The sequence below is a fragment of the Dokdonella fugitiva genome (assembly GCF_014138265.1).
Classification (GTDB): Bacteria; Pseudomonadota; Gammaproteobacteria; order Xanthomonadales; family Rhodanobacteraceae; genus Dokdonella_A; species Dokdonella_A fugitiva_A.
Genome location: NZ_JACGXL010000006.1, coordinates 296,113 through 317,828 on the forward strand (window position 1 = coordinate 296,113; position 21,716 = coordinate 317,828).

At 69.7% G+C, this 21,716-nt stretch carries 20 protein-coding genes and 2 tRNA genes; 6 read left to right on the top strand and 16 right to left on the bottom strand.

Translation table 11 applies throughout. The annotated features are described in order from the left end of the window. Positions 1–107: 107 nt before the first annotated feature. The 15 genes from FHW12_RS17885 to pyrH all read right to left on the bottom strand — a co-directional run bounded on the left by FHW12_RS17885 (position 108) and on the right by pyrH (position 15,276). Entirely contained in the window at positions 108–701 is a 594-nt protein-coding gene (locus FHW12_RS17885; RefSeq protein ID WP_182532410.1) for a ribonuclease HII, read from the bottom strand. Continuing rightward, complete coding sequence (locus FHW12_RS17890) at positions 698–2,425, bottom strand: sulfatase-like hydrolase/transferase (protein WP_182532411.1); 1,728 nt, start codon at positions 2,423–2,425, stop codon at positions 698–700. Before FHW12_RS17890 ends, FHW12_RS17885 begins: the two co-directional genes overlap by 4 nt. A gap of 69 nt (positions 2,426–2,494) precedes the next feature. Further along, positions 2,495–3,655 (bottom strand): lipid-A-disaccharide synthase, encoded by a 1,161-nt coding sequence (lpxB, locus tag FHW12_RS17895; RefSeq protein WP_182532412.1) that lies wholly within the window; start codon positions 3,653–3,655, stop codon positions 2,495–2,497. Beyond that, entirely contained in the window at positions 3,652–4,431 is a 780-nt protein-coding gene (lpxA, locus tag FHW12_RS17900; protein WP_182532413.1) for an acyl-ACP--UDP-N-acetylglucosamine O-acyltransferase, read from the bottom strand. Before lpxA ends, lpxB begins: the two co-directional genes overlap by 4 nt. After that, positions 4,428–4,898: a 3-hydroxyacyl-ACP dehydratase FabZ gene (gene fabZ, locus FHW12_RS17905; RefSeq protein ID WP_182532414.1), complete on the bottom strand. Its 471-nt coding sequence runs from the start codon at positions 4,896–4,898 to the stop codon at positions 4,428–4,430. Before fabZ ends, lpxA begins: the two co-directional genes overlap by 4 nt. After that, positions 4,895–5,920 (bottom strand): UDP-3-O-(3-hydroxymyristoyl)glucosamine N-acyltransferase, encoded by a 1,026-nt coding sequence (gene lpxD, locus FHW12_RS17910; protein WP_182532415.1) that lies wholly within the window; start codon positions 5,918–5,920, stop codon positions 4,895–4,897. Before lpxD ends, fabZ begins: the two co-directional genes overlap by 4 nt. Further along, a complete protein-coding gene (locus FHW12_RS17915; protein WP_182532416.1) occupies positions 5,917–6,426 on the bottom strand; it encodes an OmpH family outer membrane protein in 510 nt (169 codons plus the stop codon). The genes lpxD and FHW12_RS17915 overlap by 4 nt, the downstream gene beginning before the upstream one ends. 66 nt (positions 6,427–6,492) lie before the next feature. Then, on the bottom strand, positions 6,493–8,889 hold the full coding sequence (gene bamA / locus FHW12_RS17920; RefSeq protein WP_182532417.1) for an outer membrane protein assembly factor BamA: 2,397 nt from the start codon (positions 8,887–8,889) through the stop codon (positions 6,493–6,495). An 81-nt stretch (positions 8,890–8,970) separates the two neighbouring features. After that, positions 8,971–10,344 carry an RIP metalloprotease RseP gene (gene rseP / locus FHW12_RS17925; protein WP_182532418.1) on the bottom strand — a complete coding sequence of 458 codons (1,374 nt, stop codon included), beginning with the start codon at positions 10,342–10,344 and terminating at the stop codon, positions 8,971–8,973. Between the two features lie 18 nt (positions 10,345–10,362). Beyond that, positions 10,363–11,541, bottom strand: a complete 1,179-nt coding sequence (locus FHW12_RS17930) for a 1-deoxy-D-xylulose-5-phosphate reductoisomerase (RefSeq protein ID WP_182532419.1) — start codon at positions 11,539–11,541, stop codon at positions 10,363–10,365. After that, entirely contained in the window at positions 11,538–12,368 is an 831-nt protein-coding gene (locus FHW12_RS17935) for a phosphatidate cytidylyltransferase (RefSeq protein WP_182532420.1), read from the bottom strand. Before FHW12_RS17935 ends, FHW12_RS17930 begins: the two co-directional genes overlap by 4 nt. A gap of 8 nt (positions 12,369–12,376) precedes the next feature. Then, positions 12,377–13,117 carry a polyprenyl diphosphate synthase gene (gene uppS, locus FHW12_RS17940; RefSeq protein WP_182532421.1) on the bottom strand — a complete coding sequence of 247 codons (741 nt, stop codon included), beginning with the start codon at positions 13,115–13,117 and terminating at the stop codon, positions 12,377–12,379. Between the two features lie 145 nt (positions 13,118–13,262). After that, positions 13,263–13,820: a ribosome recycling factor gene (frr, locus tag FHW12_RS17945; RefSeq protein ID WP_182532422.1), complete on the bottom strand. Its 558-nt coding sequence runs from the start codon at positions 13,818–13,820 to the stop codon at positions 13,263–13,265. A gap of 185 nt (positions 13,821–14,005) precedes the next feature. Further along, positions 14,006–14,338, bottom strand: coding sequence for a hypothetical protein (locus FHW12_RS17950; RefSeq protein WP_182532423.1), 333 nt, complete (start codon positions 14,336–14,338; stop codon positions 14,006–14,008). A gap of 215 nt (positions 14,339–14,553) precedes the next feature. After that, positions 14,554–15,276 (bottom strand): UMP kinase, encoded by a 723-nt coding sequence (gene pyrH, locus FHW12_RS17955; RefSeq protein WP_182532424.1) that lies wholly within the window; start codon positions 15,274–15,276, stop codon positions 14,554–14,556. 167 nt (positions 15,277–15,443) lie between these two features. Here pyrH and FHW12_RS17960 point away from each other — a divergent pair, with 167 nt between their 5' ends. Both FHW12_RS17960 and FHW12_RS17965 read left to right on the top strand, forming a co-directional pair. Then, positions 15,444–16,106: a trimeric intracellular cation channel family protein gene (locus tag FHW12_RS17960; RefSeq protein ID WP_182532477.1), complete on the top strand. Its 663-nt coding sequence runs from the start codon at positions 15,444–15,446 to the stop codon at positions 16,104–16,106. Between the two features lie 34 nt (positions 16,107–16,140). Further along, a tRNA-Asn gene (locus FHW12_RS17965) sits at positions 16,141–16,217 on the top strand. 95 nt (positions 16,218–16,312) lie between these two features. On the opposite strand, the gene FHW12_RS17970 is transcribed toward FHW12_RS17965, so the two are convergent. Further along, positions 16,313–16,870: a GspH/FimT family pseudopilin gene (locus FHW12_RS17970; protein ID WP_182532478.1), complete on the bottom strand. Its 558-nt coding sequence runs from the start codon at positions 16,868–16,870 to the stop codon at positions 16,313–16,315. 161 nt (positions 16,871–17,031) lie between these two features. Here FHW12_RS17970 and uvrB point away from each other — a divergent pair, with 161 nt between their 5' ends. From uvrB to FHW12_RS17990, 4 genes are all read left to right on the top strand, one after another. Next, positions 17,032–19,059, top strand: coding sequence for an excinuclease ABC subunit UvrB (uvrB, locus tag FHW12_RS17975; protein ID WP_182532425.1), 2,028 nt, complete (start codon positions 17,032–17,034; stop codon positions 19,057–19,059). 111 nt (positions 19,060–19,170) lie between these two features. Then, positions 19,171–20,559 carry an ATP-binding protein gene (locus FHW12_RS17980; RefSeq protein WP_182532426.1) on the top strand — a complete coding sequence of 463 codons (1,389 nt, stop codon included), beginning with the start codon at positions 19,171–19,173 and terminating at the stop codon, positions 20,557–20,559. Then, positions 20,556–21,497 carry a response regulator gene (locus FHW12_RS17985; protein WP_182532427.1) on the top strand — a complete coding sequence of 314 codons (942 nt, stop codon included), beginning with the start codon at positions 20,556–20,558 and terminating at the stop codon, positions 21,495–21,497. Before FHW12_RS17980 ends, FHW12_RS17985 begins: the two co-directional genes overlap by 4 nt. A gap of 75 nt (positions 21,498–21,572) precedes the next feature. Beyond that, a tRNA-Val gene (locus tag FHW12_RS17990) sits at positions 21,573–21,647 on the top strand. The last annotated feature ends 69 nt before the right edge of the window (positions 21,648–21,716 follow it).

Consider the following 21,716-nt stretch of genomic DNA (forward strand, 5'->3'; position numbering starts at 1 on the left):
CCACGCGGCATGCGGAGCATTCTCCCGTCGGTGCACAAGGATACTCCTTTCGCTCGCGGGTGGTCGCGACGGCGGGGCTGTTCAGCTTCGCGTGCGCCGCGGCAGGCTCAGAACAGCTCCGGTTCGAGCAGGCGGCGTACTGGCTCGAAGCCGCGCCGATGGATCGCGCACGGGCCGAGGCGCTCGAGCGCGACGAGGTGCTCGGGGGTCGAGTAACCCTTGTGGCGCGCGAAGCCGTAGCCCGGATGGGCGTCGTCGAGTTCGCGCATGATGCGGTCGCGCTCGGTCTTGGCGAGGATCGACGCGGCGCCGATCGCGGGTTCGGTCGCGTCGCCGTCGACGATCGCGCGCGCGCGGCACGGCAGGTTCTTCGGCAGGCGGTTGCCGTCGATGAGGGCGAGCACGGGCGCGGTCTGCAGGGCGCGCAGCGCGCGCTCCATGCCGATCAGGGTGGCGCCGAGGATGTTCAAGCGCTCGATCTCGTCGATGTCCACCGCGACGACCGACCAGGCGAGCGCATGGGCGCGGATCAGCGGCGCGAGTTCGTCGCGTTGCGCTTCGCTGAGCACCTTCGAGTCGGCGAGCCCGTCGATCGGCCGGCGCGGATCGAGGATCACCGCGGCGACCACGACCGGGCCGGCGAGCGGCCCGCGCCCCGCCTCGTCGACGCCGGCGATGCGCCGGACTCGCAGCGCGCTCATTCGTGCAGCTCGCCGAGCGTGGCGAAGATGTAGTCGTGGTACGACGCGACCACCTTCGTGTCCTTGCAGTCGAGGTAGCGCCCCTTGCAGCGTTCGCGCAGCAAGGTGTTGGCCTGGTAGTACTCGTCCTTCGGCACGCCCGCGACGTCGAGCACGAGCGAACCGAGGAACGAGATGTCGAGCACCGGGTAATCGTAGCGCTGTCGCACCGGGAAGTTCGACTTGATCATGTAGTAGGTGACCCAGTGCGCGATCGGACCCGCCTCCTTCGGCACGTTCTTCGGGATCTCGTTGATCGCACCGTCGAACGAAGGCTGGTGGTCGCCGAAGTGCGCGAGCACTGCCGGGTGGTCGCCGTCGAGCAGGAACTTCTCGAGGTCGGCGAGCATCGCGTCGGACTGCTCGAGGCGTTCGAGGTAGTTGCCGAGGTTCATGTTGAGCCAGTCGTCGAGCGCCTTCGGCTTGAACTTGCCCGGGAACAGCGGCTTGTCGTACGGCGCGGGCAGCTCGGCGAGCGGCGTCATGTGCGGGCCGTGCTGGTGCAGGGTCAGCATGAACACGAACAGCGGCGTGTCCGGGTGCACGCGCTTCTCGTCGGCGTACACGCGCTCGAACACCTTGAGCAGGTCGGCGTCGTGGCTGGTCCAGCCGAGGCCGTACTGCGTGCCGTCGTAGAACGCGTCGAAGCCGTAGTAGTCGTAGGCGTTGCGCGCGTTGAGGAAGTCGCCGCTCATCGGGTAGAGGGCGATCGCGCGGTAGCCGGCGCGCTTGAACACGTGCGGCAGGGTGTAGGCCACGCGCGGCGCGAGGTTGTACGGCGCGTACAGGCCGGCGTTGCCGAACAGCGTGTGGGCGAGCCCGGTGAGCGCGGAGAATTCGCTGGTCCACGTGCCGCCGCCGAACGTGTGCACGGTCATCGGGCCGTGCGCGCGCGTGAGCTTGTCGGGATCGAACATGCGGCGGTGGCACTGCGGGATCGTGCACAGCTTGAGGATGCGCGGATCGAACGTGCTCTCCTCGAGCATGAGCACGACGTCGGGCAGCTTCGGCGGCGCCTGCATCGGCCGCGTCAGCTTCCAGTTGATGCTGCGGTCGACGTCGGGCGGGCTGACCGGCTCGTTGATGACCGTGTCGTTGAACGAGGTGAAGAAATCGGTGATGAAGCTCTTGTCGTTGATCGCGATCCACATCGGCTTGTCGAACACGCCGTTGAACGGACCGTGCGGGTCGACGCAGACGACGAGCAGCCCGCACGCGGCGAGCGATCCGGCCACGCGCGCGGCGGCGCGCTGCGCGCGCGGGCGCGCGACGAACAGCGCGGGGCGCTCGCCCGCGAACGCCAGCACGAGCAGCAGCGGGATCAGCACGATCGCTGCGAGGCTGACGCCGAGCAGCAGCGGATAGTGGGTGATGACCTCGATCGTGCCGCTGTTGACGAAGTACTGCAGGTCCGGCGCGAGCACGGGCGTCTGCAGGTAGAGGAACTTCAGGCGGCCGGCGACCTCGACCGCACCGAACAGCAGCGACACCAGCAGCAGCGCGAACGCGACGCGCGCGCTCGCGAAGGCGGCGGCGAGCAGTCCGAGCAGGACCAGCGCGGACGCGAACACCTTCTCGTCGAGCGTGTTCTCGGCGAGCGGGCCGAACACGACGAGCGCGGCGAACGCGGCGAGCGCGAACGCGCGCAGCCATCGCGTGCGGCGGGGCGGGGGATCGGTCGTCATGCGGCAGCGAAAGGCATGCGCGGCATCCTGCGCATGCACGCCAGCGGCGTCAATCCGCAGCGCAACGCGTCAGCCCGCAACGCATTCGGCGATCGCCACCGCGGCGCTGCGGCTCGCGTCGCGGCGCAGCGCGAGGTGCAGGCGGCGGTATTCGTCGAGCAGGGTCGGATCGTCCGTGCGCCGTGCGAGGTGCGGCCGCAACGCGCCGGCCAGCGCCGGCGGCGTGCAGGCGTCCTGCATGAACTCCGGCGCGATGTCGCGCCCGGCGAGCACGTTCGGCAGCGCGTAGCGGTCGACCTTGAGCAGGCCGAGGCCCCTGACGATGCGATAGGTGAGCGGCGCGATGCGATAGGCGACGACCATCGGCCGCTTGGCGAGCATCGCTTCGAGCGTCGCCGTGCCCGAGGCGAGCAGGATCGCGTCCGCCGCGACCATGGCGTCGTGCGCGCGGCCGTCGATCGTCCGCACGAGCGCCGCCGCGTCGGCAGGTGCGTGCGCGAGCAGGGCGGCGAACGCGGCGCGACACGCCGGGTTCGCCATCGGCGCGACGACCTGCAGGCCCGGCACGTCGCGCGCGAGCAGGCGCGCCGTCTCGATGAAGTCGCGGCCGAGGCGCGCGATCTCGCCGAGACGGCTGCCCGGCAGCAGCGCGAGCACGGGCGCATCGGGCGCCAGCCCGAGCGCCGCGCGCGCGGCGCCGCGGTCGGGCTCGAGCGGCATCGCGTCGGCGAGCGGGTGGCCGACGAAGCGCGCGTCGACGCCGTGGCGCGCGTAGATCGACGGTTCCATCGGGAACAGGCAGAGCACGCGGTCGGCGCTGCGGCCGATCTTCTGCGCGCGCTGCTCGCGCCAGGCCCAGACCGACGGGCTCACGTAGTGCACGGTGCGCACGCCGGCGCGCTTGAGCTTGCGCTCGAGGCCGAGGTTGAAGTCGGGTGCATCGATGCCGACGAACGCGTCCGGCCGCCAGGCGAGCGTGCGCCGCAGCACGTCGCGGCGGATCGCCAGCAGGCCGGGCAGGTGGCGCAGCACTTCGATCAGGCCCATCACCGACAGCCGTTCGAGCGGATGCCACGATTCGAGCCCCGCCGCGATCATGCGCGCGCCGCCGATGCCGGCGAATTGCGCGTCGGGGAAGCGTTCGCGCAGCGCCTCGATGAGCCCGGTGCCGAGCAGGTCGCCGGAGGCCTCGCCGGCGACGAGCACGAAGCGCCGCGGCGCACCGCTCACCGCGCGAGCGCCCGCTCGCTGCCGTCGATGAAGGCGAGCATTTGCGCGACGTCGGCGCTGTCCCGAGCCTGCTCGGCGAGCTTCCCGCGCGCCTCGGCCAGCGATGCGCCGCCGACATAGATCGTGCGGTAGGCGCGCTTGATCGCGGCGATGCGCTCGGCGTCGAAGCCGCGGCGCTTGAGGCCTTCGCTGTTGATGCCGCGCGGTCGGCCTTGAGTGTCGGCGTCGGCGGCGACCATGAGGAACGGCGGTACGTCGCCGCTGAGCAGCACGCCCATGCCGATGAACGCGTGCGCGCCGATGCGGCAGAACTGGTGCACGCCGACGAAGCCGCTGGCGATGACGTGGTCGCCGACCTCGACATGGCCTGCGATCGTCGCGTTGTTGGAGAACACGCAGTGGTTGCCGACGCGGCAGTCGTGCGCGACGTGGCTGTAGGCGAGGAACCAGTTGTCGTCGCCGACGCGCGTGACGCCGCCGCCGCCCGCGGTGCCGCGGTGCATCGTGACGAACTCGCGGATGTGGTTGCGGTCGCCGATGACGAGCTCGGACTCCTCGCCGCCGAACTTCTTGTCCTGCGGCGCGGCGCCGATCGAGGCGAACTGGAAGATGCGGTTGTCGCGGCCGATGCGCGTGCGGCCTTCGATCACCACGTGCGGGCCGACCGAGGTGCCGTCGCCGATCTCCACGCCCGCGCCGACGATGCTGTAGGCGCCGATCGCGACGCCGTCGCCGATGCTCGCGGCGGGATCGACGATCGCGGTCGGATGGATCATCCGGCGGCGACCTCGGCGCAGAGCATCTCGGCTTCGGCGACGACCACGTCGTCGACGAGGGCGCGACCCCAGAACTGGCTCATGTTGCGCATGCGCCGCTTGTGCTCGACTTCGAGGCGCAACTGGTCGCCCGGCACGACGGTGCGGTTGAAGCGCGCCTTGTCGACCTTGACCAGGTAGAAGATCGACGGCACGTCCACGTTGTGCTGCGCCGACAGCTTGACCAGCATGCCCGCGGCCTGCGCCATCGCCTCGATGATGAGCACGCCCGGCATGACCGGGTGGCCGGGGAAGTGGCCCTGGAAGAACGGCTCGTTGAACGTGAGGTTCTTCAGCGCCGTGACGCGCGTGCCGTGTTCGAACGCGAGCACGCGGTCGAGCAGCAGGAACGGATAGCGGTGCGGCAGCATCGCGGCGATCTGTTCGACGCCGAGCGGCAGCGTGATCGGGGCGGGGGGCATGTTCATGACTCGGGTTCCTTGTGCGCGGCACCGACGCGTCGCGCGATTTCGTCCAGGTGCTTGAAGCGCGCCGCGTTGCGGCGCCATTGCCGGTTCGGCTGGATCGGCGTGCCGGACGAGTATTCGCCGGGCTCGCGGATCGAATGGGTGACCAGGCTCATCGCGGTCACGGTGACGCGGTCGGCCAGGCTCAGGTGGCCGAGTATGCCAGCACCGCCACCGATCAGGCAGTAACGGCCGATCGTCGCGCTGCCGGCGACGGCCGCGCAGCCGGCGAGCGCGCTGTGCGCGCCGATGCGCACGTTGTGGGCGATCTGGATCTGGTTGTCGAGGCGCACGTCTTCCTCGAGCACGGTGTCGCCGAGCGCGCCGCGGTCGATGGTCGTGTTGGCGCCGATCTCGCAGTCGTCGCCGACGACGACGCCACCGAGCTGGGGCACCTTGATCCAGTGGTCGTGTTCGAACGCGATGCCGAAGCCGTCGGCGCCGAGCACGGCGCCCGGATGGACCAGCACGCGCTTGCCCAGGCGCACGTCCTGCACGAGCGTCACGCGCGCGACGAGGCGCGAATGCGCACCGACGCGGCAGTCGCGCCCGACCACGCAATGCGGCCCGAGCACGGCACCCGCCTCGACGACGGCACCGTCCTCGACGACGCAGCACGGGCCGATCGACGCGCCGACCTCGACGCGTGCGGTCGATGCGACGATCGCGCTCGGGTGCACGCCGGGATCCGCCGCCGGTCCGCGCTCGAACAGCGCCGCGATCTTCGCGAACGCGACGTACGGGTCGGGCGCGACCAGGCATGCCCGCGGGCAGGCGTCCGCGTCGGCCGCGCGCAACACGACCGCGGCCGCGCCGGCGCCGGCGAGCTGGGCGCGATAACGCGGGTTGGCGAGGAAGGCGATCCGCGTCGGGCCGGCCTGGGCGAGCGTGTCGACGCCGTCGACGTCGAGCGCGGGATCGCCGCGCAACTCGAGGCCGAAGCGCTCGGCGATCGCGCCGAGCGTGTGCAACGCGCGCGTCACGGCGTCGCGCTCTTGCCGCCGTCGCGGCGCAGGCGCTCGAGGATGCGGTCGGTGATGTCGACGCGCGGGCTGGCGTAGACGACCGGGCTCGGCACGATGAGGTCGTAGCCCTGATCGCGCGCGAACTCGACCACGGCTTCGTTGATCTCGCGCCAGCTCTGGTCGAGTTCCTGGTCGCTGCGCGTCTTCAGCTCGGCACGCAGCGCTTCGCGATTGCGCTTGATCGAGCGGTCGAGCGCGTCGATCTCGCGCTGCAACGCGTCCGCCTCGTCCTTGGCCAGCGTCGCCTGCTTCCGGTGCAGTTCGGCGAGGCGCTGTTCGTCCGCCTTGAGCGCGGTGTCGCGCGTGGCGAATTCACGCTCGAGCTTGCGCCGGCCGGCGACGACCTGGGGTGCGTTGTCGAGCAGTCGCTTCATGTCGACGTAACCGATGCGGGTCGGGACGGGCGCTTGCGCCGAGGCGGCGCCCGCGAACGCGAGCACCGGCACGAGCAGCAGCGCGAGCATCCGTCTCGCTGGTTGTGCTGGCTGCCTCACGCGCGTCTCCTCGCTGTCGACGCCGTCCGTGCGATCTCAGAACGTGTTGCCGAAGGTGAACTGGATCGTCTCGGTGTCGTCGCCGGGCTTCTTGCGGATCGGGCGGGCGATGTTGATGACGATCGGACCGACCGGCGCGCGCCAGGTGAACGACAGGCCGGCCGAAGCGCGCAACTGGTCCGCGCTCCAGCTCTTGTAGACGCGGCATTCCGGCAATGCGCACAGCTTGTTCTGGAACACGTTGCCGACGTCGACGAACGCGGACAGTCGCGTCGCGTCGCTGTTCTCCTTCACGAACGGCGTCGGGAAGATGATTTCGGCCGAGGCGACGAACTTGAGCGCGCCACCGAGCGGCAGGCGGCAGTTCTTGTCGGTCGGCGGGCAGGTCGTCGGGCTCAGCACGGCGAACGGGCCGAGCGTGTTGTCGCGGAAACCACGCACGTCGGTGACGCCGCCGGCGTAGAAATTCTCGAAGAACGGCAAGCCCGAGATGTCGGCGCGGTAGCGCGGATGGTCCGGCGACAGCACGCTCTGCGGGTCCTTGTACGTGTCGCCGTAGCCCACGCCGAAATGGCCGAAGAAGGTCAGGCTGTCGGTCATGCGCAGGTACTGCGCGAAGCGGTAGTTGAACTTGTAGTACTGCACGGTCGAGCCGGGCAGGGTCAGTTCCAGCGACACCGACTGCAGCGAACCGCGGGTCGGGTTCCAGAAGCGGTTGCGAGTGTCGTGCGCCCACGACCACTGCATGTTCCAGGTGTGGAACGTGCGGTGGCCGAGGTTGTCGATGTAGTCGATGATCGCCTGCGGCGTGTAGAACGTCAGCGTGTCGACGCCGGTCTTGCTCAGGCCCATCTGCGCGTTGATCGTGTCGGATTCGCTGATCGGAATGCCGAGGTAGATGTCGAACGCGTCGGTGCTGGTCAGGTAGCTCGCGAGGTTGTTCTCGCTCGCGTCCAGCTTGGTGTGCTGGATGTCGTAGCCGATGCCGATGCCCTCGTCGGTGAGGTACGGCTCGAAGTAGGACAGCTGGTAGCGCTCGATGAAGCTGCTCTTCTGCGCGTTGACCGAGACGCGGTCGCCGGTGCCGAAGAAGTTGTTCTGGGTGACGCCGACGCTGGCGATCAGGCCCTGCACCTGCGAGTAGCCGAGGCCGAAGGTGAACTGGCCGGAGTTCTGCTCCTCGACCGTCACGGTGACGTCGACCTGGTCGTCGGTGCCGGGCACCTTCGGCGTGTCGATCTCGACCTTGCTGAAGAAGCCGAGGCGTTGCAGGCGGATCTTCGAGCGGTCGATCGCCGCCTGCGAGTACCACGAGCCTTCGAGCTGGCGCATCTCGCGGCGCAGCACCTCGTCCTCGGTGTGCTGGTTGCCCTTGAACACCACCTGGCGCACGTAGACGCGCTTGCCCGGGTTGACGAAGAAGTTGAGGCCGACCTCGCGCTTGTCCTTGTCGATGTTCGGGATCGGCTGCACGTCGGCGAACGCGTAGCCGATGTTCGACAGCGCCGACGTGATCGCGTCGACCGAGCGTTCGACCTTCGCGCGCGAGAACACTTCGCCGGTCTTGATCTGCAGCATCCTGCGCAGGTCTTCCTCCTTGAGGATCAGCGCGCCGGTCAGCTTGATGTCGTTGACCGTGTACACCTCGCCTTCCTTGATGTTGGCGGTGACGTACATCTTGCGCTTGTCGGGACTGATGCTGACCTGGGTCGACTCGACGCTGAAGTCGGCGTAGCCGCGGTCCATGTAGTAGGACTGCAGCTTCTCGAGGTCGCCCGACAGCTTCTCGCGCGAATACTGGTCGTCCTTGGTGTACCAGGACGTCCAGTTGGACGTGTTCGACTCGAAATCGTCCTCGATCTGCTTGTCGGTGAAGACGGTGTTGCCGACCACGTTGAGGTGCTTGATCTTGGCTGCCTTGCCTTCGGCGACGTTGATCGCGACTTCGACGCGGTTGCGGTCGAGGTTGACCTTGGAGGTCTTGACCGAGACGTTGTACTTGCCGCGGTTGTAGTACTGGCGGGTCAGCTCGTCCTGCACCTCGGCGAGCTTGAGCGGGTCGAACGCCTCGCCTTCGGCGAGGCCGATGCCCTTCAGGCCCTTGAGCAGGTCGGCTTCCTGGATGTCCTTGTTGCCGCGGATCACGATCTTGGTGATCTGCGGGCGCTCCTTCACGGTGACGACGAGGATGTCGCCCTGGCGCGACAGCTGCACGTCGTTGAAGAAGCCGGTCTTGTACAGCGCGCGGATCGCCTGGTTCGCGCGCTCGGGCGTCAGCGCGTCGCCCTTCTCGACCGGCAGGTAGGTGAACACCGTACCCGGGGCGATGCGCGACAGGCCGTCGATGCGGATGTCGGAGATCGTGAAGGTGTCGGCTGCCGACGCATTCGCGGCGAAAAAGGCAAGCAGGAGCAGGGCGGCTGTACGCTTCATCGTCACTTCCGTCAGGGCGTCGTCGAGCCCGCGACGGGCGCAGTCGCGGGCCTTGGTTTCGTTATGGGGCAGGCCCGCGGGTCAGGACACGTTCCGCAGGATATCGTTGTACAGCGCCAGACCCATCAGGCCGACGAGCAGGACCAGCCCGACATACTGGCCGGCGATCTGCACGCGGTCACTGAGCGGGCTGCCCTTTATTGATTCGATAAGGTAATACAGCAGGCCGCCGCCGTCCAAGATCGGGATCGGCAGGAGGTTCAGGATGGCCAGGCTGAGCGAGATGATCGCAAGGAAATTCAGGAACCAGCCGAGGCCGCCCCTGGCTGAGCTGTCGGCCGCCTGGGCGATCGAAATGACCCCGCCCAGGTTCTTGACCGACGCCTGACCGGTCACCATGCGGCCGAGCAGGCCGAGGGTGTCGCGGGTCTGGTGCCAGGTTTCCGAGAACGACTTGCCGAGTGCCGCCAGCGGGCCGTAGCGCAGGGTCGCATCGTAATGCGGTTCGACCGGCTGCACGCCGATACCGATCAGCCAGCGCGGTTTGGCGTCGGCGGCTGTCGGGTCGGGATCGCCCTGCTTCGGCGTGACCGCGAACGACCGGGCGTGGCCGTCGCGCTCGACCGAGACGTCGAGCTGGTGGTCGGACGCCGCATGCTTCTGGATCGCATCCGGCACGTCACGCCAGTCCTTGATCGGCTCGCCGGCGATCGAAACGATGCGGTCGCCGGCAGCAAGGCCGGCCTTGGCGGCCGCGCCGTCGGCGGGTACTTCGCCGATCACCGGCGGGATCGGCTGCGTCGGCGGCGCGAGGCCGATCTCGGTGGACAACTGGCGCTCATCCGCGCCGGCGGGCAGCTTCGACAACGCGAGCGTGCGCCGGCGTGCCGCGCCGGATGCGTCGACGACGTCGACCGCGACGTCGCGGCGGTCGATGCCGGCCTTGAGCAGTTCGATCGATGCGTCCGTCCAGGTGTCGATCGTGCGCTCGCCGATCGCGGTCATGCGGTCGCCGACCTGGAAGCCCGAAGCGGCCGCGACGTGGTCGACCGTGCCGATCAGCGGCTGGAAGTCCGGCTTGCCGATCACGAACATGAGCCAGAACGCGGCGATCGTGAAGACGAGATTGAACACCGGCCCTGCCGCCGTGATCGCCATGCGCGCGCCGACCGATTTGCGGTCGAACGCGCCGGCGAGGCCGGTCGGGCCGACGGCGCCCTCGACCTCGCGCGTATCGAGCATCTTCACGTAGCCGCCGAGCGGGATCGCCGCGATCACGAACTGGGTGCCGTGGCGGTCGAAGCGCGACCACAGCGCCGGGCCGAAGCCGACCGAGAACTTCAGCACCTTCACGCCAAGGCGGCGCGCGACGATGAAGTGGCCGTATTCGTGGAAGGTGATCAGCAGGCCGAGGGTGACGATCAGCCACCACACCGGACCGAGGACATGACTCATGGGGATACGTTCTGCGGGTTAGGCGGACAGGGCCGCGATCATACGTTGGGCATGCCGACGCGCAGTTAAATCGGCGTCAAGGATCGCCGCCAGGTCACCCGGCGTCCCGCCGGGGGCGTCGGCGAGACAGCGTTCGATCGTTTCGGCGATTGCGAGGAACGGCAGGCGGCCGTCGAGGAACGCGGCGACCGCCTCCTCGTTCGCCGCGTTCAGCACGATCGTCGCCGCGCCGCCGGCCGCGAGCGCGCGGTAGGCGAGCGCGAGGCAGCGGAACGTGGCGAGGTCGGGCGCCTCGAAATCGAGCCGGGCGATCTTCACGAGGTCGAGCGCGCCGACCCCGGCGTCGATGCGCTCCGGCCATGCGAGCGCGTAGGCGATCGCGGTGCGCATGTCGGGATTGCCGAGCTGGGCGAGCACGGAGCCGTCGGCATATTCGACCAGCGAGTGGACGATGCTCTGCGGATGGACGACGACGTCGATGCGCTCGGCCGGCGCGCGGAACAGGTGGTGCGCCTCGATCACCTCGAGGCCCTTGTTCATGAGCGTGGCCGAATCGACCGAGATCTTGCGTCCCATGCGCCAGTTCGGATGCGCGCAGGCCTGCTCCGGCGTGATCGCCGCGAGCTCGGCCGCGCTGCGCCCGCGGAACGGACCGCCCGACGCGGTCAGCAGGATGCGCTTCACGCCGACCGCGTCGAGGTCGGCGTCTTCGCGCGGCAGGCACTGGAACACCGCGTTGTGCTCGGAGTCGAGCGGCAGCAGGCTGCCGCCGCCGTCGCGCAACGCGGTCGCCAGCAGGCCGCCGGCCATCACGACCGCTTCCTTGTTCGCGAGCAGCAGGCGCTTGCCCGCGCGCGCCGCGGCGAGCGTCGATTCGAGCCCGGCGGCGCCGACGATCGCCGCGACCACGGTGTCGCAATGCGCGCCGGCCGCGGCCTCGACGAGCGCCTGCGCGCCCGCTTCGACGCGGCTGGCGACGCCGCGCTCGCGCAGGCGCTCGCGCAGGTCGCGCTCGCAGGCGGGATCGGCGATCACCGCGAGGGCGGGGTGGAAGCGCGCGCAGAGATCGGCCAGCGCGTCGACGCTGCGATGCGCTGCGAGCACGCCGACGCGGTACTTGTCCGGATGGCGCGCGACGACGTCGAGCGCGCTCGCACCGATCGAGCCGGTCGCGCCGAGCACCGCGAGCGTTTTCATGGGGCGAGCAGGAGGTCGAGCACGGCCTTGCCGGCGACGAACACCGGTACCGCCGAGAACACGCTGTCGACGCGGTCGAGCAGGCCGCCGTGGCCGGGGAACAGGGTGCCCGAATCCTTCACGTTGGCCTGGCGCTTGAGCAGGCTCTCGATGAGGTCGCCGAGGATCGAGGCGAGCACGGTCAGCAGCGCGAGCGCGAGCAGGGCGAGCAGCATCGCATCGCGTTCGCCGAGCATCCAGCCGCCCGCCAGCGCGACGAGGCCGGCGAGGACGAGCGCGCCGTAGGCGCCCGCGCGCGTCTTGTTCGGGCTGATCCGCGGCGCGAGCTTGGTCGTGCCCCAGCGCTTGCCGGCGAAATAGGCGCCGGTGTCCGCGGACCAGACCAGGATGATGACGAGCAGCGCCCAGTAGCGCCCGTGGTCGGCGCTGCCGTGGAGCTGGACGAACCCGAGCCATGCCGGCAGCACGGCGAGTTCCGCCGCGAGCAGCTTCAACAGCGCGTTCTCGCGCGTCGGCGCGGCCGCGTAGGAGAAATGGCGCAACCAGAGCAGCGACAGCAGCCACCAGGCGACGCCTGCACCGATCGCGTACCACGCGAACGGTGTCGCGCGCAGGAGCCAAAGCAGGCCGAGCAACGCGGTGTTCGCGGCGATGACCGCGGCGCGCACGGCGATCGAGGTCACGCCGGCGAGGCGTGTCCATTCCCACAGCGCCTGCAGCGAGATCGCCGCGATCACGAGCGCGAAGCCCGCGGTCGGCAGCAACAGGATCATCGCGATCGCGAGCGGTGCGAGGACGAGGGCGGTCAGCGTGCGTTGCTTGAGCATGCGCGTCCTCAGCTCACCGCGCGCATCTGCGCGGAGGTGAGGCCGTAGCGGCGCTCGCGCCGCGCGAACTCGGCGAGTGCCGCGTCGAGCACGTCCGCGTCGACGTCGGGCCACAGCGCTTCGGTGAAATACAGTTCGGCGTAGGCGATCTGCCAGAGCAGGAAGTTGCTCACGCGCACTTCGCCGCCGGTGCGGATGAACAGATCGACCGGCGGCTGGCCGTCGAGGCAGACGTGCCGCCCGAACAGCGTCTCGTCGATCGCGGCCGGCTCGAGTTCGCCGCGCGCGGCGGACTGCGCGAGCGTGCGCGCCGCCTGCACGATGTCCCAGCGGCCGCCGTAGTTGACCGCGACGTTGAGGCTGAGCGCGGTGTTCGCCGCGGTGCGCCGCATCGCGTCCTGCATGCGCGCGGCGAGCTCGGGCGCGAACGCGCCGAGGTCGCCGACGAACGTTATGTGCACGCCGTTGCGGTGCAGCTCGTCCACTTCGCGATCGAGCGCGTCGAGGAACAGCTGCATGAGCGCGCCGACTTCCTCGTCGGGACGCTTCCAGTTCTCGCTCGAGAACGCGAACAGCGTGAGCGCCTCGACGCCCTTGCGGCGGCAGTACTCGATCGCGGCGCGCACCGCCTTCTGGCCCTCGCGGTGGCCGAAGCTGCGGGGCCGGTGGCGGCGCTCGGCCCAGCGGCCGTTGCCGTCCATGACGATCGCGATGTGGCGCGGCAGGCGCGGTCGGGAATCGGAATCCATGCGTCACATTGTAGGCGCGGCGCGTGCCGCGGGCTGCTGCAGTGCGTGACCGCGCGTCGCGTGCGGCACCGATGCGGCGTTTCGCGGCACCGTGCCCCACCACTCCCCGGGGAGCGATCGTCGCGCGCAGCGCGACGACGTCGACTTACATGGCCATCAATTCCTCTTCCTTCGCCTTGACCACGCCGTCGACGTCCTTGACGTACTTGTCCGTGTACTTCTGGATCTCTTCCTCGGCGCGGCGCTCGTCGTCCTCGCTGATCTTCTTGTCCTTGAGCAGTTCCTTCGCCTGGTGCAGCGCGTCGCGGCGCACGTTGCGCACGGCGACCTTCGCGTTCTCGCCCTCGTGCGCGACGTGCTTGGACAGTTCCTTGCGGCGTTCCTCGGTGAGCGGCGGCAGGTTGATGCGGATGACCTGGCCGACCGTGGTCGGGGTGAGGCCGAGGTCGGAGGCGAGGATCGCCTTCTCGACCGCGCCGACCATGTTCTTCTCGAACGGCGTGATGGTGATCGAGCGCGCGTCAGCGATCGCGACGTTGGCGACCTGGGTGATCGGCGTGTCCGTACCGTAGTAGGAAACCTTCAGCGGCTCGATGAGCGCGGTGCTGGCACGCCCGGTACGCAGGCGCTGCAGCTCGTGCTTGAGCGCGTCCACGCTCTTCTGCATGCGCGTCTGCGCGTCCTTCTTGATGTTGTCGAGCATGGCGCGGCCACCGTTTCCGTTGCGAGTGGCCGGCGAGTATAGCAGCGGGCGGCGCGCGGCCGCGGCGCGCGCACAGGAACCGCGCGCGGCAGTGCACCATCGGCACGTCACGCGGGATGCGCGTGGTTCGAGCTGCGTCGTCGCGCGCGGCCCCGTCCCGCGCCGCGGGACGGGGCCGGCGATGCTCAGCGGGCGGCAATCGCGTCGGCGCCGCGGAAGTTCGCCGCGACCTCGCGCACCAGCGAGGCGTAGCGCAGGTTCACGCGATCGTAGGTGGTCGATGTCTCCGGGTACGACGTGCGCGCGCCGAACAGCATGCCGATCTCGCGAGGGCTGAAATGCAGGCGGATCTGCGCATGCAGGGCGGAACACAGCGCGGACGACGAGGGCGGCGTGCAGTCGACCTGTTGCGACTGCACGGTGACCGCTTCGAGCTGGCGCTGGGAATTGCCGGCGAGGGCGCTATCGCACGCGCCCGCGGCGATCGTCGCGACGACGATGGCATGCAGGGTCTTCATGGCTTGCTCCTCAAAGCTTGCCGCAGGCAGGCCGGTCCGTGGCTGGCCCGTGGAACAGGGATGTCCGGGTCCGTTCGGGCGGCGAAGGCGACGTGCGCCTTCATCTTCAAGATGCGGCGGGAGGGCCGGGAGGTTGCGTGCCGGACGTTGGTTTTGCGCCGCGGCGACGCAAACGGGCGCCGAGCCGAATCGGCGTCGCGCGCCGCGGTCGCGGGTCAGCGCCCGCCGACCAGCGTGCCGATCGGCTCGCCGCGCATGATGCGCATGAGGTCGCCTTCGCGCGACATGTCGTAGATGCGCAGCGGGATGCGGTGGTCGCGGCAGAGCGCGATCGCACTGGTGTCCATCACCTGCAGGTTGCGCTGGATCACTTCCTCGTAGGAAAGGCGTTCGTAGCGCGTCGCGGTCGGGTCCTTGGCCGGGTCGGCGCTGTACACGCCGTCGACCTTGGTCGCCTTCAGCAGCAGGTCGGCGCCGATCTCGATCGCGCGCAGCGCGGCGGCGGAGTCGGTGGTGAAGAACGGGTTGCCGGTGCCGGCCGCGAAGATCGCGATGCGGCCCTTCTCGAGGTGGCGGATCGCGCGTCGGCGGATGAAGTCCTCGCAGACTTCGTTGATCTTGATCGCCGACATCGTGCGCGCGTAGCCGCCCGCCTTCTCGATCGCGTCCTGCATCGCGAGTGCGTTCATCACGGTCGCGAGCATGCCCATGTGGTCGCCGGTGACGCGGTCCATGCCGCTCGCGGCGAGGCCGGCGCCGCGGAAGATGTTGCCGCCGCCGATGACCACGCCGACCTGCACGCCGGCGCGCTGCACCTCGATGATCTCGCGCGCGAGCCGCTGCAGCACCTTCGGGTCGATGCCGTAGTCGGCTTCGCCCATCAGTGCTTCGCCGGACAGCTTGAGGAGGATGCGCTTGTACTTGATATCGGCGGGCATGGGTGATTCCGGCAGGCAAAACAGCCGCATTGTAACGACACCGCTGTCGTGCATCACGCTTTTTCGGGCGGTCGCTTCGTCGCAGCCGCGGCGTCGCGCCGCGCACCGATGCGCGGCCGCGCGCTAGAGTGCGTGCGTTCGTCGCCCCACGAGGCATCCGCGTGACCCTGAAACTGCTCGTGCTGCTGCTCGATCTCGCCGGCACGTTCGTGTTCGCGCTGAGCGGCGCGACCGCCGCGGTGCGCCGGCGCCTCGACCTGTTCGGCGTGCTCGTGCTGGCGTTCGTCGCGGCGAACTCGGGCGGCATCCTGCGCGACGTGCTCATCGGCGCGGTGCCGCCGGCGTCGATCCGCGACTGGCGCTACCTCGGCGTGTCGGTGCTCGCCGGCCTCGTCACGTTCCGCTGGGCGCCGTCGATCGAGCGCCTGAAGAATCCCGTGCGCCTGTTCGACGCAGCCGGCCTCGCGATGTTCGCCGTGGTCGGCGCGAACAAGGCGCTCGAGCACGGCCTCGAACCGCCGATGGCCGCGTTGCTCGGCATGCTGTCGGGCATTGGCGGCGGCATCGTCCGCGACGTCCTCCTGCGCGAAGTGCCGCTGGTGCTGCGCGCGGAGCTGTACGCGGTCGCGGCGCTCGCCGGCGCGCTGGTCGTCGTGACCGGCGAATGGCTCGCCTGGCCGACCACGGCGACGATGTGCGGCGGAGCCCTGCTGTGCTTCGGCCTGCGCATGGCGGCGATCCGCCGCGGCTGGCGGCTGCCGGTCGCGCCGGCCGGCGACGCGCCGCGCGACGACCGCCCGGATGCGCGTCCGCGCGACCCGGAGGCTTGACGATCGCGGAGGGAGAACCCAGAATACGCGGCTCGCCCGAATAGCTCAGCTGGTTAGAGCACTTGACTGTTAATCAGGGGGTCGTTGGTTCGAGTCCAACTTCGGGCGCCAGTCACGCGAAGGCCTGCAGCGATGCAGGCCTTTCTTTTTTCCGGGTGCCGCTCCTCCGTGTCGTGTCGGCGCCGTCCGGTACGCCTTCGCGCACGTCACTGCGCCGCGGCCATGCAGGTCGCCGTCGCCTCCGGCGTCGCTTGGCCGTGGCGCACGCGCCCGCTCGGGCCGACCACGATCGTCGATGCGTCCGTCGCGCCGGCGGCGCGGTCGCAGACGGTCAGCGTGACGTTCGTGCCGGACGCGCTGCCGTCCGGCCGGTAGTCGATGCGCAGGCGGCCGACCGTCGCGAGGATGCCGACACCGGCGTCGCGCGCCTGGTTGGTCGCGATCACCGGTTCGTCGGCGCCTCGATGGCCGTCGTGGTCGATATCGGCGAACAGCAGCCAGCCCGAGTGCCAGCGGGTGGTCGCGGCGCAGTCGTCGAAATCGCTGCTCGGGCACGCGACCACGTGCAGGCCGCGGCTGACCGCGGCGAGGCGCGCGTGGTTCAGCGAGTACTCGAGGTCGCTGCGCGCGACCTGGGCGCGCGTGCGGCCGATCAGCTTGCCGAACGCAGGCAGCGCGATCGTCGCGAGCACGGCGACGATCGCGAGCGTGACGACGAGTTCGACGAGGGTGAAACCGCGCTGGCGGCGGTGGGCGTGCTGCATCGCGAGCCTCCATGGCGAAAGGGCCCGGCGATGCTAGGAACGCGCGCTTGCTTCGACGATCGCCGCCCTCATGTAGCGACCGTAGGAAATCCGCGTGCCGCCCGGCGCGATTGTCGCGATGCCTGCGCCCCCTATACTTTCGTGCCTGCGTGGAGGTCGCGATGATCGAACGTTTCCAGCTCGTGTCCCCGTTCAAGCCGTCGGGCGACCAGCCGAACGCGATCGCGCGCCTCACCGAGGGCTTCGAGGCCGGCCTCGCGCAACAGACGCTGCTCGGCGTGACGGGCTCGGGCAAGACGTTCACGATCGCCAACCTGGTCGAGCGCATCCAGAAGCCGACGCTGGTGATGGCGCCGAACAAGACGCTCGCGGCGCAGCTGTACGGCGAGTTCAAGGAGTTCTTCCCGCACAACGCGGTCGAGTACTTCGTGAGCTACTACGACTACTACCAGCCGGAAGCGTACGTCCCCTCGAGCGACACCTACATCGAGAAGGACGCGTCGATCAACGAGCACATCGAGCAGATGCGCCTCGCCGCGACCAAGGCGCTGCTATCGCGCCCGGACGCGCTCATCGTCGCGACGGTGTCGGCGATCTACGGCCTCGGCGATCCCGAGGACTACCTGCAGATGCGCCTGATCCTCGCGCGCGGCGAGCACGTCGACCAGCGCAAGCTGATCCGCCACCTGACCGAGCTGCAGTACACGCGCGGCGACATGGAGCTGCGCCGCGGCAGCTACCGCGTGCGCGGCGAGGTCATCGACGTGTTCCCGGCCGAATCGGAGACCGAGGCGCTGCGCATCGAGCTGTTCGACGGCGAGATCGAGAACCTGTCGCTGTTCGACCCGCTCACGGGCGCGCTGCTGCGCAAGGTGCCGCGCTACGTCGTCTACCCGAAGACGCACTACGCGACGACGCGCGAGAGCGTGCTCAACGCGATCGAGACGATCAAGGCGGAACTGAAGGACCGCCTCGCCTACCTGTACTCGGCGAACAAGCTGGTCGAGGCGCAGCGGCTCGAGCAGCGCACGCGCTTCGACGTCGAGATGATGGCCGAGGTCGGCTACTGCAACGGCATCGAGAACTACTCGCGCCACCTCACGCGGCGCCAGCCGGGCGAACCGCCGCCGACGCTGTTCGACTACCTGCCGCCGGACGCGCTGCTCGTCGTGGACGAATCGCACGTGACGGTCCCGCAGATCGGCGCGATGTACAAGGGCGACCGCTCGCGCAAGGAGACGCTGGTCGAGTTCGGCTTCCGCCTGCCGTCCGCGCTCGACAACCGGCCGCTCAAGTTCGCCGAGTGGGAGGAGCGCCAACCGCGCACGGTGTTCGTCTCGGCGACGCCGGGCCCGTACGAGATCGACAAGTCGCAGGGCAACGTGGTCGAGCTCGTCGTGCGACCGACCGGATTGGTCGATCCGCGCGTGGAGATCCGCCCGGCGCGCACGCAGGTCGACGACCTGCTCTCGGAGATCCACGAACGCATCGTGCTCGGCGACCGCGTGCTCGTGACGACGCTGACCAAGCGCATGGCCGAAAATCTCACCGAGTACCTCGGCGACCACGGCATCCGCGTGCGCTACCTGCATTCGGACATCGAGACGGTCGAGCGCGTCGAGATCATCCGCGACCTGCGCCTGGGCAAGTTCGACGTGCTGGTCGGCATCAACCTGTTGCGAGAAGGCCTCGACATGCCCGAGGTGTCGCTGGTCGCGATCCTCGACGCCGACAAGGAAGGCTTCTTGCGTTCGACCGGATCGCTGATCCAGACCATCGGCCGCGCCGCGCGCAACCTGCGCGGCACGGCGATCCTCTACGCCGACAACGTGACCCGCTCGATGCGGGCCGCGATCGACGAGACCGACCGCCGCCGCGCGCGGCAGGTCGAATACAACGAGCTGCACGGCATCACGCCGAAGTCGGTCGTGCGCAAGGTCACCGACGTCATGGAAGGCGCGCGTGCCGAGGGCGAGGCCGAGCAGGGCCGCGGTCGCGGCCGTGGCGGCCAGCGCAAGGTCGCCGATGCCGCGCCGGACTACCGCCTGCTGACGCCGGAACAGATCGCCGCGAAGATCCGCCAGCTCGAAGCGCAGATGTACAAGCACGCGCAGGACCTCGAGTTCGAGGACGCGGCGCGCCTGCGCGACGAGATTCATCGCATCCGCGAGCAAGGCCTGATCGGCTGAGTGCCGCGCGCGGCGTGAACTCCGTCACATGGCTGTCGCGCGCCTGACCTAGGCTGCGCCGGTTCCGGGCCACCGCGCGCAGCGCGCGCCCGCCGAAGATCCCTTGCCGCGATGACTGCCGCCTTGCAGGCGTTCCCGACTGCTCCGATCGCCTCCGACGTCGCGTCGCGCGACGCGACCAACGATGCCGATGCGCGCGATCGCGCGCCGTTGTCCGGCCTCGCCGGCCTGCTGCTTCCGACCGAGCCGGTGCGCCCGGAGACGAGCGTGCTCGACGTCGCGCAGCAGTTCCTCGATTCGCGCCACGCGGGCCTCTTGAGCCTGCCGGTCGTCGCGGTCGGTGGCCGGCCGGTCGGCATGATCAGCCGCTACGAACTCATGCGCGTGTTCCTGCAGCCGTACGGCCGCGAGCTGTACGGGCGGCGGCCGATCACCGCGCTGATGGACCGTGCGCCGCTCGTGCTGCCGCTGTCGACCTCGATCGACGAGGCCGCGCGCACGATCGCCGCGCACGTGAGGAGCCCGATCACCGACGACTTCGTCCTCGTCGACGACGCCGGCTACGCCGGCACCGGCCTCGTGCTCGACGTGCTGCACGCGGTCGAGCACCGCCTCGCCGAGCGCTCGCGCGAACTCGAGCGCGCCTACGCGCGTCTGAAGGCGTCGCAGTCGCAGCTCGTGCAGTCGGAGAAGATGGCCTCGCTCGGCCAGATGGTCGCGGGCCTCGTGCACGAGATCAACACGCCGCTCGGCTACGTGCGCAACAACGTCGAGATGACGCGTGCCGCGCTCGGCGACGCCGCGCGGCTGGTGTCGGCGCAGCAGGCGGTCATCGACGCGCTCACCGGCGAGGCGGAGCCCGACGACGACCTCGACACGCGCTTCGCCGAGGTCGGCCACCTGCGCACGCGCGTCGACGCCGCTGCGCTCGACGACTTGTGCGGGCTGCTCGACGACACCGTGCACGGCGTCGGCCAGATCGGCGAGCTCGTGCTCAACCTCAAGGACTTCAGCCGCCTCGACCAGGCCGGCCTGCAGAAGGCCGACATCAACCGCCTCGTCGAGAGCGCGCTGCGCATCGTCGCCCACGTGCTGCGCAAGCGCGACATCGAGGTCGTGCTCAAGCTCGGCGAGATCCCGCCGCTCGATTGCGCCCCTGCGCAGATCAACCAGGTGCTGCTCAACCTGCTCAGCAACGCGGCGCAGGCGATCGAGCACGAGCGCGGGCGCATCGTCGTCGCGACGCAGGCGCTCGACCGGCGCGTGCTCGTCGTGGTCGAGGACAATGGCAAGGGCATCGAGGCCGAGCACCTGTCGCGCGTGTTCGACCCGTTCTTCACGACCAAGCCGGTCGGGCAGGGCACGGGCATGGGGCTCGCGATCTCGCACCAGATCGTCGAGCAGCACGGCGGCGCGATCCGCGTGAGTTCGAAACCGGGCACGGGCACGCGCTTCCTCGTCGTGCTGCCCGTGTCCGGTGCGGCCGGGGCGGCGCCGTGAGCGCGCCGCTGCCGAGCGTGCTGTTCGTCGACGACGAGGAGCGCATCCTGCGTTCGCTGCGCATGCTGTTCCGCGGCCGCTGCGAGATCCTCACGACGACGTCCGGCCGCGAGGCGGTCGAGTGGGTGCGCCGGCGGCCCGTGCACGTCGTCGTCAGCGACCAGCGCATGCCCGGCATGACCGGCGTCGAGGTGCTGCGCGAAGTCGCGGCGCATTCGCCGGCGACGATGCGCATCCTGCTGACCGGCTACGCCGACATGGACGCGGTCACCGCGTCGGTCAACGACGGCGAGATCTATCGCTTCATCGAGAAACCGTGGGTGGCGCAGTACCTCGTCGACACGGTCGAGCAGGCCGCACGCGTCGCGCGGCACGATTTCGCGCTCGCTGCGGCGCGACCGGCCGCGTCCGCGGCATCGCCCGTGGACACCGCGGTCGCCGCGCGCGTCGCCGTGCTCGACGACGAAGGCGCGCTCGCCGCGCAGGTGCGCGAGCTGCTGCCGGCGGCGGTTCGCGTCGAACACGCGCCCGACCTCGAAGGCACGCTGGAACTGCTCGCCGACCACGACGTCGCGGTCGTCATCGCGCGCCTCTCGAGCGCGGACGGCGACGTCGCCGACGCGCTCAAGCAGCTCAAGCGGCTGCGCCCGGCGACGCTCGCGATCGTCGTGTCGTCGCTGCGCGACAGCCGCCTGCTGATCGGCCTCATCAACGAAGGGCAGGTGTTCCGGTTCCTGCTGCAGCCGGCACCGCGCGAGCTGCTGCGACGCGGCCTCGCGGCGGCGCTGGAACGGCACGCGCACCTGCGCACGCAGTCGGACCTGCTGCAGCGGCACGCGGTCGACGCGCCGCGCCACGAGCCCGTCGCGACGACGACCGGCCGCCTGTTGCAGGCATGGCGGCGCCTGCGCGAGGCGGCGATGTTGCGCATCGCGTGAAGCGGAAAAACCGGTTGTCCTGCCGCGGGGGCTGTGCTAACTTGCGCGCCCCTCGCAGGTCACGGCTTGCGATTCGGGCGGTTAGCTCAGCGGTAGAGCACTACCTTGACATGGTAGGGGTCACAGGTTCGATCCCTGTACCGCCCACCAGATACTTGTGCCATCGTCCGGATGGCAGAAGCTGGAAGAAGGACCGGCCATCCATGGCCGGACTTTTCA

What these genes read in the sequence shown, in the direction of transcription:
- FHW12_RS17885 (WP_182532410.1), bottom strand. Translation starts at nt 701, where the DNA reads ATGAGCGCGCTGCGAGTCCGGCGCATCGCCGGCGTCGACGAGGCGGGG.
- FHW12_RS17890 (WP_182532411.1), bottom strand. Translation starts at nt 2,425, where the DNA reads ATGACGACCGATCCCCCGCCCCGCCGCACGCGATGGCTGCGCGCGTTC.
- lpxA (WP_182532413.1), bottom strand. Translation starts at nt 4,431, where the DNA reads ATGATCCATCCGACCGCGATCGTCGATCCCGCCGCGAGCATCGGCGAC.
- fabZ (WP_182532414.1), bottom strand. Translation starts at nt 4,898, where the DNA reads ATGAACATGCCCCCCGCCCCGATCACGCTGCCGCTCGGCGTCGAACAG.
- FHW12_RS17915 (WP_182532416.1), bottom strand. Translation starts at nt 6,426, where the DNA reads ATGCTCGCGCTGCTGCTCGTGCCGGTGCTCGCGTTCGCGGGCGCCGCC.
- bamA (WP_182532417.1), bottom strand. Translation starts at nt 8,889, where the DNA reads ATGAAGCGTACAGCCGCCCTGCTCCTGCTTGCCTTTTTCGCCGCGAAT.
- rseP (WP_182532418.1), bottom strand. Translation starts at nt 10,344, where the DNA reads ATGAGTCATGTCCTCGGTCCGGTGTGGTGGCTGATCGTCACCCTCGGC.
- FHW12_RS17930 (WP_182532419.1), bottom strand. Translation starts at nt 11,541, where the DNA reads ATGAAAACGCTCGCGGTGCTCGGCGCGACCGGCTCGATCGGTGCGAGC.
- FHW12_RS17935 (WP_182532420.1), bottom strand. Translation starts at nt 12,368, where the DNA reads ATGCTCAAGCAACGCACGCTGACCGCCCTCGTCCTCGCACCGCTCGCG.
- uppS (WP_182532421.1), bottom strand. Translation starts at nt 13,117, where the DNA reads ATGGATTCCGATTCCCGACCGCGCCTGCCGCGCCACATCGCGATCGTC.
- frr (WP_182532422.1), bottom strand. Translation starts at nt 13,820, where the DNA reads ATGCTCGACAACATCAAGAAGGACGCGCAGACGCGCATGCAGAAGAGC.
- FHW12_RS17950 (WP_182532423.1), bottom strand. Translation starts at nt 14,338, where the DNA reads ATGAAGACCCTGCATGCCATCGTCGTCGCGACGATCGCCGCGGGCGCG.
- pyrH (WP_182532424.1), bottom strand. Translation starts at nt 15,276, where the DNA reads ATGCCCGCCGATATCAAGTACAAGCGCATCCTCCTCAAGCTGTCCGGC.
- FHW12_RS17970 (WP_182532478.1), bottom strand. Translation starts at nt 16,870, where the DNA reads ATGCAGCACGCCCACCGCCGCCAGCGCGGTTTCACCCTCGTCGAACTC.
- uvrB (WP_182532425.1), top strand. Translation starts at nt 17,032, where the DNA reads ATGATCGAACGTTTCCAGCTCGTGTCCCCGTTCAAGCCGTCGGGCGAC.
- FHW12_RS17980 (WP_182532426.1), top strand. Translation starts at nt 19,171, where the DNA reads ATGACTGCCGCCTTGCAGGCGTTCCCGACTGCTCCGATCGCCTCCGAC.